We start from the raw sequence: 14,910 nt of genomic DNA, 5'->3' as shown, positions 1-14,910 counted from the left end.
GGTTACATAAATATAAAATGGGGTATTTTTTATAATTGCTAGTGCAATCTGAATTAGAATCATTTTAATTCACCCCATGTGGTAAAGCTAAATAAATAATGTATTGAGAGATAATCCAAATCAATCTCTGGAACTTGTGATGAATTTGTTATAATTAAAGTAAATTAATAATGGAGGAATACGTATGTTATTTGAAGCCCTGATTTCTTTGATCATTACTTTAAATAATTATCGTTCTTGACTGATGAAAAAGAAGATACCTATCATTTTTGATACAGATCCTGGCATTGATGACGCTGCTGCTCTGACTATTCTGCTGACCAACCCAGCCTTTGATGTGCGTTTAATTACTTCAGTTGCGGGCAATGTTTCAGTTGATAAAACAACATTGAATGTACTAAAGTTGACGCATTTTTTCAAAAGAGAAGATGTTGCGGTAGCGCGTGGTGCTGAAAAGCCATTGGTGCGGGAATATCACGATGCGGCCAATATTCATGGTGAAAGTGGTATGCCGGGTTACGTATTTCAAACACCAACGACTGAAGCCATGCCAATAGATGCTGTTGAAGCGATGTTCAATGCCTTAGTGACTAGTCCAGAAAAAGTGACACTTGTTGCAGTCGGCGCGTTTACTAATTTAGCTAAATTGCTGACAATTCACCCCGAAGCGATGACCAACATTGCGCGTGTTATTGTCATGGGTGGTAGTTTATCTGGTGGTAATATGACTTCGGCAGCTGAGTTTAATGTCTTCACTGATCCCGATGCGGCCAAAATTGTGTTTGAAAGCGGCTTAGATATCACTATGATTGGCTTGGATGTCACGCTAAAAGCACTATTAAAATCAGAAACAATGACAACATTATCCAATATGAATCACACAGGACAAATGTTGATGCAACTCTTTTCTTACTATGGCGATGGCTCCATGCAAGCAGGCAAGCCAATGCATGATGTTAATACTTTATTTTATTTGTTAGCACCGGAAAAGTTTACTTTACAGGATTATTGGGTTGACGTTGTCACAGACGGACCAGCTATTGGGGCAACAGTAGCTGATATTCATGCGAGAACACATCAGACAACCAATATTCACGTCGCAATGGCAGTTGATGTGGCAGCTTTTAATGCCTGGTATTTATTGGAAATTAATAAAATAAACGACGGGATGGTTAATGCTGGAAAGCTTGAAAATTAAGGCTTTTTCAGGTATTCTAAAAGTAGTTGTAATTAGCGCTTTTTGTGCTGTACAAACTTGAAATGGAGCAAATAATTGACAGTCGAAGCGTTTATTTCAGCCTTAAATGATGATGGTATTACATTAACAGAACAACAGATTGAACAATTTCAACGTTATTTTGAACTACTTGTTGAAGCTAACAAACAATTTAATTTGACAGCGATTACCGATGAGAAAGATGTTTACTTAAAACATTTTTATGATTCATTAACCGTTGCTATTTATGTGAAGGCGTTACAGCATCAATCAAGCACATTAATTGACGTTGGTACTGGTGCAGGTTTCCCATCTTTGCCTTTAAAAATTGCTTTTCCACAATTGAAAATCACCATGGTTGATGCTTTGCAAAAGCGTGTACGCTTTCTCCAAGACGTTGTGGATACGTTGGACTTAAAAAATGTATCAATTGTTCATGGCCGAGCAGAAGACATTGGTCAAAATGTTGCCTATCGCGAACAGTTTGATTTTGCAACGGCCAGAGCGCTCGCTCGAACTAGTGTTTTAGCTGAGTATACGTTGCCCTTTGTTAAAGTGGGCGGTGCGTTGTTAGTGATGAAAGGCGCTGCTGCAGAGCAAGAATTGGCTGACGGACAACAAGCTTTAGCAACGCTTGGGGGCACAGTATCAAGTGCCTTTGACTTTAAGCTACCCAATGGCGACCAACGTGTCATTCAATTAGTTGATAAGCACAAGAAAACCCCTAAAAAGTATCCGCGTCAAGCTGGGACACCCAATAAAAAGCCAATTGCTTAATGAGGCACGACTGAGATACTATTTCCATATTCAAAGAAAGGATGCCAACAGCATATGGCACATATAATTGCATTAGCCAACCAAAAAGGTGGTGTTGGTAAGACAACGACAAGTATTAATTTAGGTGCGGCATTGGCACAGGATGGACAGCGCGTTCTCTTGGTTGATATTGATGCACAAGGTAATGCGACTAGTGGGTCAGGCATTGATAAATCTGAGTTAGCACTAGATAGTTATGACGTGATAGTTGATGGCGCTGCCCTTAGAGATGTAATTGTACCAACTGATAATTATGATTTATTACCAGCCACTATCCAATTGTCTGGTGCTGAAATTGAACTTGCTACGCAAAAACAAAGAGAATACCGACTCCAGAAGGCATTAATGACTGTCAGTGATGATTATGATTTTATATTAATTGACAATCCACCAGCCTTAGGATTATTAACAGTTAATGCTTTTACTGCAGCTGACGCTATTTTAATTCCTGTGCAGACAGAGTTTTATGCTTTAGAGGGTCTAGGGCAACTACTGAATACGATTGAATTAGTCCGTAAACAGTTTAATGAGTCACTGGATATTGCTGGCATACTATTGACAATGTATGATGGCAGAACTAATTTAGCTAAACAAGTTTCAGAAGAAGTTCGCCAATATTTTGGTGATAAAGTGTATCACACAGTTGTGCCTCGTTCAGTACGTTTAAGTGAGGCGCCTTCTTATGGTCAAGCCATTATTGATTTTGATCCAAAGTCTATTGGTGCTCAGGTGTATACAGAACTTGCACAGGAGGTTTTGAAACAATATGGCAACTAAAAAAGGTGGCTTAGGTAAAGGCCTAGGTGGTTTGTTTAATGCAAATAATGTTACTGAAGAAACTCTTGAGCATACTAAACAAGCAACCAAAAAAATAACAGAATTTGAACGTGTTGAACGATTGAATTTGAACCGTATCACTGCAAATCCTTTTCAACCAAGACACCGTTTTGATGAAGGTAAATTACAAGAACTTGCTGATTCTATTCGTGAAAATGGCGTATTGACACCCATTATTGTGAGACGGTTTGGTAATGATTTTCAAATTATTGCTGGTGAACGGCGCGTGCGTGCTTCGAAATTAGCTAAGCAGGCAACAATTAGTGCCATTGTGCGTGATGTTGATGATAATACAATGGCTGCCGTTGCATTAATTGAAAATTTGCAACGTGATAATTTGGATGCTATTGAAGAAGCACAAGCGTACAGTGGGTTGATGTCACAACTTAAGTTGACACAAGCACAAGTAGCTCAAAAAGTAGGTAAGGAACGTACGACAGTAGCGAATGCGGTCCGTTTGTTGAAATTGCCTGAAGCTGTGCAAGACATGGTACAGTCTGGTTTGTTATCAATGGGTCAAGCGCGTGCGCTACTAGGCTTAAAAGTAAAAGCTAATATTGAAGAGTTAGCGCAGACTGTGGTCAGTCGTCAACTGACAGTCCGTCAAGTCGAAGTATTAGTAAAACAGATAAATGAGGGGCCTGTCGAAAAGCAACCAGCAACACCAACGTCACCATATATTCGCGCATTAGCCACACAACTTGAAGAGAAATTTGGTACGAAAGTTAAAGTCAATGCTACGGAAAAAGGTAGCGGAAAAATTGAAATTAATTATCTTTCCAATGATGATTTGAGTCGTATTTTAGCGCTGTTAAATGTTGAGGTAGACTAAATGGCTGAACCAATAACTTATAAATTACAAGATGTCGTGGAAATGAAAAAACCACACGCTTGTGGGACCAATTCGTGGCGAATCACAAGAATTGGTGCAGATATTAAATTAACTTGCACGAATTGTGGTCGCGGAATTATGATGCCACGATTTGACTTTAATAAACGTTTAAAAAAAGTTTTATCATCTCAAAAAGATAACTAATATGAAGTATTTTAAGAAAGGAGGATATATTTCGCTAAGAGTAGCTAGATACTTAGCAAAATATATACCTAAACTATGGCACTTACTGCTGGAATCGTCGGTCTTCCTAACGTCGGCAAATCAACGCTCTTTAATGCAATCACTAAAGCTGGAGCTGAAATGGCAAACTATCCGTTTGCAACAATTGAACCAAATGTAGGTATGGTTGAAGTGCCTGATGATCGTCTGGCACGTATTCAAGAATTAGTGCCGGCAGACAAAATTATTCCGACAACCTTTGAATTTACTGATATTGCAGGTATCGTTAAAGGTGCTTCGCAAGGTGAGGGTCTCGGCAATAAGTTTTTAGAAAATATTCGTCAAGTTAATGCCATTATTCACGTGGTTCGTGCCTTTGACGGTGATGATATTATTCACGTCAATGGGGTAGTTAATCCATTAGATGATATTGATACAATCAATACTGAATTGATTTTAGCTGATTTAGAGACTGTTGATAAGCGCTATAGCAAGGTAGCACGCGCAGCCAAAGGTGCAGATAAAGCAGCAAAAGCCGAGTTTTCGGTTTTAGAAAAAATCAAGCCAGTGCTTGAAGCTGGTAAATCTGTACGAACAATAACATTTACAGATGATGAGCAAAAAATTGTAAAGGGACTATTTTTACTGACGACTAAGCCTGTATTATATGTTGCTAATTTGGCTGAAGATGACATGGCAGATCCTGAATCATCTAAGTATTTTAAAGCTATTCAAGATTTTGCTGCCACAGAAGGGGCAGATGCTATTGGGTTGTCGGCTAGTGCTGAAGAAGAAATTGCTCAGTTAGCTGACGAAGATAAGGCTGAATTTCTTGAAATGGCTGGTGTGACAGAGCCTGGCCTAAACAAATTAATTCGCGCAGCATACCACCTGCTTGATTTACGTACATTCTTTACCGCTGGTGGTAAAGAAACGCGTGCGTGGACATTTAAAGCAGGTATGAAAGCACCACAAACTGCTGGCGTTATTCATTCCGATTTTGAGCGTGGCTTTATTCGTGCTGAAACAATTGCTTTTGCAGATCTTGACAAACTTGGTTCGGTTAAAGCTGTTAAAGAGGCTGGTAAATTACGATCAGAAGGTAAAGAATACATCGTTAATGACGGTGATATTATTGAATTTAGATTTAACGTCTAAAATAAGACAACCTGCGGGTTGCGTACATAGTCTCGGAGGACGACCAACATGGTAGAAGAAAAGCATCAATTAACTAAGAAAAACGAAGATTTTATTTTTCGTTTCAAAAAAATTGTGGCGCAAAACAGTCATTTATCAGCAGAAAAGATAGAAGAGATTACTGATGAAGTTACCGCAGAATTGCTTGCAGCACAAGGAACAGGAACCACAGCTGTTCAACTATTTGGAACGCCTACACAGGCGGCGCAAAAATATTTAGATCCAAAAGTAACTGCCAAAAAATTGCATGATTATAAATTTGCCCCCTTAGCATTAGATACGTCACTTGTTATTTTTATGCTGTTTAGTGGTGTATTTGGCTTATCACTGTTTTTCGCTAAACAGCAAGCAAATCAAGGTGCTGGTATTATTTCCCTATTGCTTATTGCTGCTTTAGGTGGGTCAATCTACACGGGAATTATTCTCAAGCTTACGCCTAATCCAAAAGCACCCGAGAATGCACCATCTAATTCACGAAGATGGTTATACCTCATTGCAGCAGTTGTGGCATGGTTAATTGGCTTTTTGATACTTGGTCTATTACCACCAGTTATTAATCCAACTTTGCCGCCAGTTGCTTATATTATTTTAGCTGCGGCTGCATATGGCCTATTCCGTTGGAATCGCCAAAAAGCTGGTTTAAAGGGCGGTTTCTTTGCTATTAGCCAGTTATCACAACAAGCACGTTTGGATTCAGCCAAGACTAAAAAATAGGAGACGCTACTGATGAAGATTTTAGTTGTTGACGACGATATTGAAATAGCTGAATTGCTCGAAATTTATCTTAAAAATGAAGGCTATGAGCCAGTCATGGCTGCTGATGGTAAAGAAGCCATTTCAAAACTGAATACCAATCCAGATATTGGACTGATGATTTTAGATGTTATGATGCCCAATATGAATGGGCTAGAGGTGGTTAAGATTGTCCGCAAAGACAGTCGTGTGCCAATTTTGATGTTGTCAGCTAAGTCGGGCGATATGGACAAAATTCAGGGACTGATTACAGGTGCGGATGATTATGTGACAAAACCTTTTAATCCATTAGAAGTCATGGCCCGTGTTCGGTCGTTATTACGACGGGCAGACAATGCCGTACAAGATAAAACGCCTGATGTTTTAGATATTGGTTCGTTAGTGATTAACAAAGACAGTCATGAAGTGAAAACGGCCAATGGCGACATTGTCAATTTGACGGCCCTAGAATTCGGTATTCTTTACTTATTAGCCTCTCATCCAAATCGTGTGTTTTCAGCCGATGATATTTTTGAACGTGTTTGGCAACAAGAATCGGTTGTCTCAGCTAAAACAGTTATGGTACATGTATCACATCTACGTGATAAAATTGAAGAAGCCACGAATGGTGACCAAGTCATTCAAACCGTTTGGGGTGTCGGCTATAAGATTGAAGTAAATTAATGAACAAACTATCGTTATTTTTTAAGCACAATCGCACCAAAATATATTATGCGGTAGGAACAGTATTGTTACTACTGCTTTTTAGTTGGTTCGTATTGTCTGCCACAGTAGTATTAGGGCAAGCGGCTCACATAGCTTTACGATGGCGTTTCTGGTTAAGTATGTTAATTTTAATACTAGGTGACTTAGTGATTGTGTTTTGGCAATACGTTCGTTGGCGCCAAGCAGAAAGTTTAATTCACTTAATTCGTGATTTACACCAAATTGCCAAAGAAAATTCAGATATGACAATTGATTGGCATGCACACTACGCCCCGCGAACACAAGCCCTTATTGACGTCTCTAACAAGATAGCCAAAAATACGCGAAAAATCCGGGAAGAAGAACGTGCGAGTGAACGCTCCAAGGATGAAATGATTACTAATATTTCACATGACTTACGTACACCGCTTACTGCTATTATTGGTTATCTTGGGTTAGTTGAAATGAACGCAACGACTTTGAGTCCTGAAGATCGTGCTAAATATATTCATACTGCTTATGATAAATCGAATCAAATGAAAATATTAGTCGAGGATTTATTTGAATTCTCGAAAACACAGGCTCGAGATGCAGTCTTGAATTTAACAACTATTAGTTTAGGCGATTTGTTTGCACAACTTCTCGCCAGTTATGAAATCGAAGCACACGAACATCAAATTGAAATGATGCAAATCACCAACCCAGAACTCATTATTTTGGAAGCAGATTCTGATAAATTAGCGCGTGTATTAATTAATCTCATTACGAACGCTTTTAAATATGGCGAAGGGGCAACATATATTAAGCTAACCGCGCAGGTAAAGGCACAAGAAGTAGAAATTCGTGTGATTAACAATGGTGTTCAGATTCCTCAGGAAGCCCTATTGGAAATTTTTGATCGTTTTTATCGTGTCGAAAGTTCTCGTAATAGTAAGACGGGTGGGACAGGTTTAGGTTTAGCCATTGTTAAAGGCATTATTTTGCAACATGGGGGCACTGTTCGTGCAACATCAGATGCTGAGTTAACAACATTTATTATGACGTTGCCACTCAAGCAAAGTAGGGGAAATAGAGATGAAGTGGATTAAATTTGTCGTATTTTTTAGTGTAGGATTAATAAGTTTCGTGCGTATTGTGTCAGCAGCACCATCGGCTAAGCCAATAGATTTAAAAGAGTCATTGACCTCAGCAGTTGTTGTTGATGCAAGAACAGGACAGGTATTAGCGACTAGAAATGCGACAAAACTTGGTATGATTGCGTCACAATCAAAAATGTTAACAGCATATGCTGCGCTTCGTGCGATTCATGACGGCAAACTAACCTGGGATACACCGATTCCAATTACGAGTAAAGCAGATTTATCTCATCAACCTAAGTATGTTTATTCTCATCTTGATATTAAAGCAGGTGACCATTTAACCGTTCGAGAACTGTACAATGCTATGCTCACGATTTCCGCAAATGATGCATCATTTGCACTGAGCGAATATTTAACACCTAAAGGTATGACGACTCAAGCAGCATTACAATCATGGGCTAATGAATTGAAATTAGATCACTCCAAATGGTACAATGCCGCTGGTCAAGTGAATGGTAATGCTTTTGAAAATAAAATAGCTCATGAGCCTGGTGAGGCCGCTAATTTAGCCAGTGCCGAGCACTTGGCCATGCTAGCACGTGAAATTATTAAATTAGATCCTAATATTCGTACTTTGGGTGAGAGCGATTTTATTTCTTATAAATCGGCATCAGCTAATCGTACTGTGAAATTAACCACTGACCAGTTTTTATTTCGTCACCAACACTCAAAGAAAGTATCGAATCCAAATCATTTAATCATTGAGGGCTTAAAGACAGGGTCAACCCCAGAATCAGGGGCTGCTTTTACAGGAATTGTCAAAGATCAAGCAGGCCATGAATTTATTACTGTAGTGAATGGTGCTGGCTATTATACTGATACAGTAACGAGATATCAAGAGACAATTAACATTGTGAATGATGTACTCAAATCACAGGTACCAGAGACTTTTGAGGCCGGCAGCGTACTTTCTGATTGCAAAAAAGTAAAAATGTTAGATATGAAACGAAAAGAAGTACCGGTTGTTGTTGGCCAAACTAAAACTTTTTGGCATCAAAAACAGGCACCAATCAAGGTGAACCACACAACATTAAGCCGACATCCTAAAAAAGTAGCTCGGGGTCAATCCGTTGCACTAGCCCAACTGGCACTACCTGACGTCGTATTTTTACCGAACACGTCTGTTAATAGCCGTAATTTATTATTAAAATCAACGATAGACACAACACAAGCACCATGGTGGACACGTGTCTGGCGTGACATTTTTGGGTAATTATAAGCAGGACAAGTTGTTATTTAAAATAATAATTTGTCCTTTTTTATTGTACCTTTTCAAAGCCGTAATAATGTGGTATTATATTGGTATAGACCGAAGTGGTATAGACCAATAGGAGGAGTAACGATGAACATTATAAAAGTTAACAACGCAAGCCAAGGTGCTGCACGTGCCTATGACATCTTTGCAGAGACCTTAACCAAAGGGGCAAGGGTTTTTGGCTTAGCAACGGGTTCTACACCGGTACCTTTATACCAACGCCTTGTCGAAAGTCCACTAGATTTTTCTCAGGCTACTGCTATTAATTTAGACGAATATCTAGGTCTTTCTGGTAATGATCCACAAAGTTATCATTTTTTTATGGCGCAACATTTATTTAATCATAAAGCGTTCAAGCAAACATTTATCCCTGATGGCAAAAATCCTGACCGCCAAGCGGCCACGTCACAATATGACAGAATTATTGAAGAGAATCCTATTGATTTACAGTTGCTCGGTCTGGGTCGTAATGGACACATTGGTTTTAACGAACCCGGCACAGCTTTTGATAGCAAAACGCATATCGTTGATTTGACGCAGTCTACAATTGATGCAAATGCGCGTTTTTTTGATCATGAAGTAGATGTACCGACACAAGCAATTTCCATGGGCATTGGTTCAGTAATGAGCGCCAAGCATATATTGTTAATGGCATTTGGTGCTGAAAAAGCAGATGCAGTGGCACAAATGATATCTGGACCTATCACTGAAAAGCTCCCAGCTTCTGTGTTGCAACAACATCCCAATGTTACAGTCATTATTGATGACGCAGCGGCAGCGAAATTGTGATAAAATAAATTTGTAAGCGCTTAACATATTTTAAGGAGGAAACGCGTCACTAGCTGATAATAGCAAATGACGTTTGGCTAACACTATGGCACACATCACATTTGACACAAAGAACATTGAAAATTTCGTGGCAGCACATGAATTTTCAGAAATGCAACCATTAATCACAATGGCTGATGAACAATTACGCCATCGTACAGGCGCAGGGGCAGAGTATTCCGACTGGATTACTTTACCAACTGATTACGACAAGGCAGAATTTTCACGTATTCAAGCAGCAGCTAAGCAAATTCAGTCAGATTCAAAAATTTTGGTTGTGATTGGTATTGGGGGTTCTTACTTAGGCGCAAAGATGGCTGTGGATTTCTTGAATCCAATGTTTAATAATGAACTAGCAGATGATCAGCGCCAAGGTGTCAAAATTTATTTTGCTGGTAACTCAACATCGGCATCATACTTAAATGATTTGGTGCGTGTCATCGGTGACCAAGATTTCTCAGTGAATGTTATTTCTAAATCTGGCACAACCACAGAACCATCAATTGCTTTCCGTGTATTCAAGCAATTACTAGAAAAGAAATACGGTGCTCAAGCGGCTAAAAAGCGTATTTATGCTACTACTGATGCTAAGCATGGGGCATTGCATGACGAAGCTATCAGTGAAGGTTATGAGACATTTACTATTCCTGATGGTGTTGGTGGTCGTTTCTCAGTCTTAACGCCTGTTGGATTATTGCCAATTGCGGCTAGTGGTGCAAATATTCAAGACTTGATGAACGGTGCAAAAGATGCCCAAGAAGAGTATTCGGAATCAGATTTAACTAAGAATGAAGCCTATAAGTATGCTGCTGCACGTCGTATTTTGTACGATAAGGGATACACAACAGAGCTGTTAATTAATTGGGAACCCACAATGCAATACTTGTCTGAATGGTGGAAACAATTAATGGGTGAATCAGAAGGTAAAAATCAAAAGGGTATTTACCCATCTTCTGCGAACTTCTCAACTGATTTACACTCACTAGGTCAATATATTCAGGAAGGCCGTCGTGACTTATTTGAAACAGTTGTCAAGTTAGATAATCCGGTATCAAATTTGGATTTGCCACATGAAGCGGGTAATAATGATGGTCTACAGTACCTTGAGGGTATTACCATTGATGAGGTAAATACTAAAGCGTCACAAGGTGTTACGCTAGCACATGTTGATGGTGGTGTACCTAATTTGGCGGTTCATTTGCCAGCGCAAGATGCCTACACATTAGGTTACATGATTTACTTCTTTGAAATGGCTGTGGGTGCCTCTGGGTACACATTCGGTATTAATCCGTTCAACCAACCAGGTGTTGAAGCTTACAAAACAGCCATGTTTGCGCTTTTAGGTAAGCCTGGCTATGAAGAAGCGACAAAAGACTTCCGTGCTCGTTTAGGTGAATAAAATTATTAATATTTAGAATCAACATAAAAGTTGGTCAGCGTAACATTTTTGTTACGCTGGCCAACTTTTTTAGTACCTTAAATAATTCAGATGCTTTCTTTTAGGGGATAATAATAAGATAAATTTGTTGTTGTCACGTATTATGCCATATGAAAGTTAGAAAGGTCGTAATATATGAATGGAAAAAATACTGAACGAAGCGATGTTAAAAGGTGTGAATGATATTTATATCTCGCCAACTAAGGAAGAAAAATATGTTATCAAGTTTCATGTTAATGGGAAACTGAAGATATCTAAGTATGTAGAGAATACTAACGTACAGCGGTTGATTGCATCAATTAAATATCGTGCTCACATGGATATTGCTGAGAAGCGAAGGCCGCAAATAGGGCGATTTATTTTTGGTAAGATTTGGATCCGCGTATCTACCGTAGGTGATTTTTTGAACCGTGAAACCGTTGTTTTACGATTTATTTATACCAATCAACAGCAGCAAAATTGGGTAGATGATGGTCAATTTAAGCAACTCAGAGCTGCCATACCAAATAGTGGATTGTTTGTTATTGCTGGACCCACGGGATCGGGGAAAACATCAACACTGTATCGCCTATTAAACAACATAGCAGCTGAGAAGTTAGTCTTGACGATTGAGGACCCAGTTGAAATTCAACAGCATCAATTTATACAGTTGCAGGTCAATACGTCAGCACAAATGGATTATGATGCACTAATCAAAGTAGCGTTACGTCACCGTCCTGAAGTGTTATTAGTAGGCGAAATACGAGACACTGCTACTGCAAAAGCTACGATACGTGCAGCGCTTAGTGGTCATCTAGTGTTCAGTACGGTTCATGCTATGTCAGCACGTGATGTTGTTTTACGTCTATTAGATCTTGGTATCAAATCGGAGCAATTGAAACTAGCGCTTGGTGGTGTTGTCTATCAACGCCTAATTACAACTATATCTGGAACTCAAGCAGCGCTTATTGATTATCTGTCAGAAGGGTTAATTAAGCGTATTATAGCGGGAGAATCGGTTGAAAAATTTTCTAATATGTGGCGAGAGACACTCCAATACGCGCTTAAACACAATATTATATCAAAGGCGGTCTATGAAACATACAAAGCGATTTAAACAACAGCAGCAAATAGTATTTTTTCAATCACTCGGCGCTTTATTACAATCTGGGTATGATATGGCACAAAGTTTAGACACACTATTTTTAGCACACCATTCATGGCGTTCTTGGTTATCTGATATCCAGAAAGATCTAGCAGCAGGTCAGTCATTTTCGGATAGTCTTAGACCATATGTTAGCCTAGATATTTTGTTACAGCTCCGATTAGCAGATCAGCATGGCAATTTATCTGAATCCCTAATACTAATTGGAAAAAATTTAAGGCAAATACAACGACAAAAGAATAAAATCAAACAAGTTATGCGTTATCCTATGATACTACTTATTATTTTAGGCGCACTGTTAGTAGGCATTAAATATTTTATTTCACCAATATTGAATCAGTGGCAAAATGTCGATATGTCAGAAAATAAGTCACTTTTTGTCTCAATGCCGTTTGTTGTAACAACAATACTTTTAATTGTTAGTGTTATGGTAATGATATGTTGGTTTAAAATTAGTTCTCGAAAAAAATTGCTTATTTTGGTTAAACTACCAATTATTGGTGCAATTATAAGAACAATTGTAACGTATCAAGTTTCACAACAGTTGACGGTATTGCTGGCTAATGGTTTAACATTACCACAAGTATTAGAATCATTATCTGATGTTCCTCAGCGCAAAGTATTGTCAAAAACAGCATCAGTCATAATTGCTCATGCGAAACAATATTTGGCAGATGGCGAGTCTGTTGAAAACTATATTTTAAGACAAACTTATTTTAATGAGTCACTGGCAGGTTACTTTGCTCGTGGACAAGCACCTAAAATTATTGCAAAGCATCTATCATATTATGCTAAAACTCAATTTGAAATGGCTATGAGACAAATTGATCGACTCATTAACACGATACAACCGATTTGTTTTGGTGTAATTGGGCTGTCAATCATCGGTGTCTATATGTCTATGTTGTTACCCATGTACCAATCTATAGGAAGGTTGTATCAATGAATTTTAAAAGATTACAATGCAAGCATTTATCATCTGGATTCACACTAATTGAATCAGCTATTGTACTGTTTATCATCAGTCTCTTAATGTTGTTAATTTTACCCAATCTAAACACACAACGCCAAAAGGCTGTCGAAACACATCAGGTAGCAATGGTATCGACTATTCAGACACAAATTGATTTATATATTAATGACCATCCAGACAAGAAAAATGTCACAATCGAGGAATTGAAATCAGCCGGTTACTTGACCTCAAAACAGGCACAAAAGGCTAAAGAGTTAAAGATAGTAATTGCTAATAATGAAGCACATAGATAAAGGATATACGTTAATTGAATCGCTGATTGTATTAGGTATTATTGCGGGGGTGATTACTTTTGGCGTACAGAATTCGCTACCACAAACATCAAATATTAACCATTGGGAAACGGCTTTTCACTCGAATTGGCAACATGTTCGTCTTACTGCGCAACAAAAGCAGCAAAAATGCTATGTTTGTTTTAAAGAAAAATCTGTTGCAATGGCTCATGCTAATTTGATCTATCCTAAGGGGTATCGCCACAAAGGACAGCAACAATTAGATATTTTACCCACAGGCTATGTCGCACCGACTACTGTAACATTAACTAGTGGGTCAGCATACATAAAAATTATTTTTAGTTTTGGTGGAGGAGAATATCGTGTGGAAAAATCGTAGATCTGCCTTTATCTTGACGGAGGCATTATTATCATTATTCTTGGTGACGGGATTGAGCATATTTGAATATCAGCAAATTGCTAATTTTAAACAGCAAGAAACGAAATTAAAAGCGCAATATGAGGATGCTACTAAATTTCGTGTTATTTCAGCAAAAAAATGGCGAGATTATATTAGTGGGCGATAGAAAAGGTTTCACTTTAATTGAATCCCTATTATCGTTTGGTATTATAGCATTGCTCTTACTCACAATGCAGTTGGTGTTGCCAATGTTTAAGTATAGAAGTGAGTTGTCTTCAGATATGACATTAAACATAATTGTGCATCAACTAGCAGCGCAAAAATACTTGCTTGCTGATAGATTCCCAGACCAGATAATATTAGAAAATAGTGAAGGTAAAAAAATGATATTAAAAGTAGACAATCAAAAACTTAAGTTACTAGGCGAGGGTGCTGGTCAAATTATTTTGATGAATAATATCAATAAAATGAAGATAGTTCGTCATCAAGGATACACAGACATAACTGTGGTAAACAACAAGGGACAGGTAGCAACAGATATACTCTTTTTAAAAGAAAGTAAAGCGGCCAAATGATACGTGTAGAAGCAACAATTACTGTCACAACGGTCATAATGTTAGCAATGTTGAGCTTTGGTTTACTATTACAAAACAATGCGTTTAATGCGCAACTATCTAATCGTCGACAAATGATTTTGGCAGTCGAATTAGATCGGCTGCAATTAGAAGCAAGTCTTGAGTTTGCAAAGTCTGGGCACCGTCACCAAAAAATTGATCAGCATGACATTATGATAGATGGGCAAAAGATAACTATCAAAATAGGGTCACGCTATCACAATAGAGATTTATTGGCAGTGACATCTTCTTGAAAACACAGGTGAAAG

19 protein-coding genes are annotated in these 14,910 nt (G+C 38.4%); all 19 read left to right on the top strand.

Annotated elements, in window-relative coordinates:
- Positions 1 to 244 precede the first annotated feature (244 nt).
- The 19 genes from rihC to FAZ25_RS01710 all read left to right on the top strand — a co-directional run bounded on the left by rihC (position 245) and on the right by FAZ25_RS01710 (position 14,895).
- On the top strand, positions 245 to 1,198 hold the full coding sequence (gene rihC / locus FAZ25_RS01800; RefSeq protein WP_099044856.1) for a ribonucleoside hydrolase RihC: 954 nt from the start codon (positions 245 to 247) through the stop codon (positions 1,196 to 1,198).
- 75 nt (positions 1,199 to 1,273) lie between these two features.
- Positions 1,274 to 1,993 carry a 16S rRNA (guanine(527)-N(7))-methyltransferase RsmG gene (gene rsmG / locus FAZ25_RS01795; RefSeq protein WP_048801778.1) on the top strand — a complete coding sequence of 240 codons (720 nt, stop codon included), beginning with the start codon at positions 1,274 to 1,276 and terminating at the stop codon, positions 1,991 to 1,993.
- A gap of 54 nt (positions 1,994 to 2,047) precedes the next feature.
- Complete coding sequence (locus FAZ25_RS01790) at positions 2,048 to 2,809, top strand: ParA family protein (RefSeq protein ID WP_004901289.1); 762 nt, start codon at positions 2,048 to 2,050, stop codon at positions 2,807 to 2,809.
- Positions 2,799 to 3,701: a ParB/RepB/Spo0J family partition protein gene (locus FAZ25_RS01785; RefSeq protein WP_004901286.1), complete on the top strand. Its 903-nt coding sequence runs from the start codon at positions 2,799 to 2,801 to the stop codon at positions 3,699 to 3,701. Before FAZ25_RS01790 ends, FAZ25_RS01785 begins: the two co-directional genes overlap by 11 nt.
- Positions 3,702 to 3,905, top strand: a complete 204-nt coding sequence (locus FAZ25_RS01780; RefSeq protein ID WP_040189834.1) for a DUF951 domain-containing protein — start codon at positions 3,702 to 3,704, stop codon at positions 3,903 to 3,905.
- Between the two features lie 75 nt (positions 3,906 to 3,980).
- Positions 3,981 to 5,081, top strand: a complete 1,101-nt coding sequence (gene ychF, locus FAZ25_RS01775; protein WP_004904371.1) for a redox-regulated ATPase YchF — start codon at positions 3,981 to 3,983, stop codon at positions 5,079 to 5,081.
- A 48-nt stretch (positions 5,082 to 5,129) separates the two neighbouring features.
- Positions 5,130 to 5,834 carry a DUF1129 domain-containing protein gene (locus FAZ25_RS01770; protein ID WP_040189836.1) on the top strand — a complete coding sequence of 235 codons (705 nt, stop codon included), beginning with the start codon at positions 5,130 to 5,132 and terminating at the stop codon, positions 5,832 to 5,834.
- A 12-nt stretch (positions 5,835 to 5,846) separates the two neighbouring features.
- Positions 5,847 to 6,536, top strand: coding sequence for a response regulator transcription factor (locus FAZ25_RS01765; RefSeq protein ID WP_004901276.1), 690 nt, complete (start codon positions 5,847 to 5,849; stop codon positions 6,534 to 6,536).
- Positions 6,536 to 7,645, top strand: a complete 1,110-nt coding sequence (locus FAZ25_RS01760) for a cell wall metabolism sensor histidine kinase WalK (RefSeq protein WP_040176563.1) — start codon at positions 6,536 to 6,538, stop codon at positions 7,643 to 7,645. The genes FAZ25_RS01765 and FAZ25_RS01760 overlap by 1 nt, the downstream gene beginning before the upstream one ends.
- Positions 7,632 to 8,909: a D-alanyl-D-alanine carboxypeptidase family protein gene (locus FAZ25_RS01755; RefSeq protein WP_012305042.1), complete on the top strand. Its 1,278-nt coding sequence runs from the start codon at positions 7,632 to 7,634 to the stop codon at positions 8,907 to 8,909. The genes FAZ25_RS01760 and FAZ25_RS01755 overlap by 14 nt, the downstream gene beginning before the upstream one ends.
- 129 nt (positions 8,910 to 9,038) lie before the next feature.
- Entirely contained in the window at positions 9,039 to 9,740 is a 702-nt protein-coding gene (nagB, locus tag FAZ25_RS01750) for a glucosamine-6-phosphate deaminase (RefSeq protein ID WP_146972545.1), read from the top strand.
- A gap of 85 nt (positions 9,741 to 9,825) precedes the next feature.
- On the top strand, positions 9,826 to 11,178 hold the full coding sequence (locus FAZ25_RS01745; RefSeq protein ID WP_004901269.1) for a glucose-6-phosphate isomerase: 1,353 nt from the start codon (positions 9,826 to 9,828) through the stop codon (positions 11,176 to 11,178).
- Positions 11,179 to 11,356: 178 nt separating this feature from the next.
- Positions 11,357 to 12,313 carry a competence type IV pilus ATPase ComGA gene (gene comGA / locus FAZ25_RS01740; protein ID WP_012305043.1) on the top strand — a complete coding sequence of 319 codons (957 nt, stop codon included), beginning with the start codon at positions 11,357 to 11,359 and terminating at the stop codon, positions 12,311 to 12,313.
- Complete coding sequence (locus FAZ25_RS01735) at positions 12,291 to 13,307, top strand: type II secretion system F family protein (RefSeq protein ID WP_004907502.1); 1,017 nt, start codon at positions 12,291 to 12,293, stop codon at positions 13,305 to 13,307. The genes comGA and FAZ25_RS01735 overlap by 23 nt, the downstream gene beginning before the upstream one ends.
- On the top strand, positions 13,304 to 13,627 hold the full coding sequence (gene comGC, locus FAZ25_RS01730; protein ID WP_004901262.1) for a competence type IV pilus major pilin ComGC: 324 nt from the start codon (positions 13,304 to 13,306) through the stop codon (positions 13,625 to 13,627). The genes FAZ25_RS01735 and comGC overlap by 4 nt, the downstream gene beginning before the upstream one ends.
- Complete coding sequence (locus FAZ25_RS01725; protein ID WP_040176565.1) at positions 13,611 to 14,006, top strand: type II secretion system protein; 396 nt, start codon at positions 13,611 to 13,613, stop codon at positions 14,004 to 14,006. Before comGC ends, FAZ25_RS01725 begins: the two co-directional genes overlap by 17 nt.
- A complete protein-coding gene (locus tag FAZ25_RS01720; protein ID WP_004904363.1) occupies positions 13,990 to 14,193 on the top strand; it encodes a hypothetical protein in 204 nt (67 codons plus the stop codon). The genes FAZ25_RS01725 and FAZ25_RS01720 overlap by 17 nt, the downstream gene beginning before the upstream one ends.
- On the top strand, positions 14,147 to 14,602 hold the full coding sequence (locus FAZ25_RS01715) for a prepilin-type N-terminal cleavage/methylation domain-containing protein (RefSeq protein ID WP_223246023.1): 456 nt from the start codon (positions 14,147 to 14,149) through the stop codon (positions 14,600 to 14,602). Before FAZ25_RS01720 ends, FAZ25_RS01715 begins: the two co-directional genes overlap by 47 nt.
- Positions 14,599 to 14,895 carry a hypothetical protein gene (locus FAZ25_RS01710; protein ID WP_004901252.1) on the top strand — a complete coding sequence of 99 codons (297 nt, stop codon included), beginning with the start codon at positions 14,599 to 14,601 and terminating at the stop codon, positions 14,893 to 14,895. Before FAZ25_RS01715 ends, FAZ25_RS01710 begins: the two co-directional genes overlap by 4 nt.
- Positions 14,896 to 14,910: the final 15 nt, after the last annotated feature.

It is taken from the genome of Leuconostoc sp. LN180020 (genome assembly GCF_014844115.1).
In the GTDB taxonomy this organism is placed as follows: Bacteria; Bacillota; Bacilli; order Lactobacillales; family Lactobacillaceae; genus Leuconostoc; species Leuconostoc citreum.
The sequence above is the reverse complement of the archived record's forward strand: the minus strand, read 5'-3'. Positions and strand labels throughout refer to the sequence as shown.

Excerpts from the sequence above, each read along its gene's own strand:
- rihC (WP_099044856.1), top strand. The coding sequence starts at position 245 with ATGAAAAAGAAGATACCTATCATTTTTGATACAGATCCTGGCATTGAT.
- FAZ25_RS01790 (WP_004901289.1), top strand. The coding sequence starts at position 2,048 with ATGGCACATATAATTGCATTAGCCAACCAAAAAGGTGGTGTTGGTAAG.
- FAZ25_RS01785 (WP_004901286.1), top strand. The coding sequence starts at position 2,799 with ATGGCAACTAAAAAAGGTGGCTTAGGTAAAGGCCTAGGTGGTTTGTTT.
- FAZ25_RS01780 (WP_040189834.1), top strand. The coding sequence starts at position 3,702 with ATGGCTGAACCAATAACTTATAAATTACAAGATGTCGTGGAAATGAAA.
- ychF (WP_004904371.1), top strand. The coding sequence starts at position 3,981 with ATGGCACTTACTGCTGGAATCGTCGGTCTTCCTAACGTCGGCAAATCA.
- FAZ25_RS01770 (WP_040189836.1), top strand. The coding sequence starts at position 5,130 with ATGGTAGAAGAAAAGCATCAATTAACTAAGAAAAACGAAGATTTTATT.
- FAZ25_RS01765 (WP_004901276.1), top strand. The coding sequence starts at position 5,847 with ATGAAGATTTTAGTTGTTGACGACGATATTGAAATAGCTGAATTGCTC.
- FAZ25_RS01760 (WP_040176563.1), top strand. The coding sequence starts at position 6,536 with ATGAACAAACTATCGTTATTTTTTAAGCACAATCGCACCAAAATATAT.
- FAZ25_RS01755 (WP_012305042.1), top strand. The coding sequence starts at position 7,632 with ATGAAGTGGATTAAATTTGTCGTATTTTTTAGTGTAGGATTAATAAGT.
- nagB (WP_146972545.1), top strand. The coding sequence starts at position 9,039 with ATGAACATTATAAAAGTTAACAACGCAAGCCAAGGTGCTGCACGTGCC.
- FAZ25_RS01745 (WP_004901269.1), top strand. The coding sequence starts at position 9,826 with ATGGCACACATCACATTTGACACAAAGAACATTGAAAATTTCGTGGCA.
- comGA (WP_012305043.1), top strand. The coding sequence starts at position 11,357 with ATGGAAAAAATACTGAACGAAGCGATGTTAAAAGGTGTGAATGATATT.
- FAZ25_RS01735 (WP_004907502.1), top strand. The coding sequence starts at position 12,291 with ATGAAACATACAAAGCGATTTAAACAACAGCAGCAAATAGTATTTTTT.
- comGC (WP_004901262.1), top strand. The coding sequence starts at position 13,304 with ATGAATTTTAAAAGATTACAATGCAAGCATTTATCATCTGGATTCACA.
- FAZ25_RS01725 (WP_040176565.1), top strand. The coding sequence starts at position 13,611 with ATGAAGCACATAGATAAAGGATATACGTTAATTGAATCGCTGATTGTA.
- FAZ25_RS01710 (WP_004901252.1), top strand. The coding sequence starts at position 14,599 with ATGATACGTGTAGAAGCAACAATTACTGTCACAACGGTCATAATGTTA.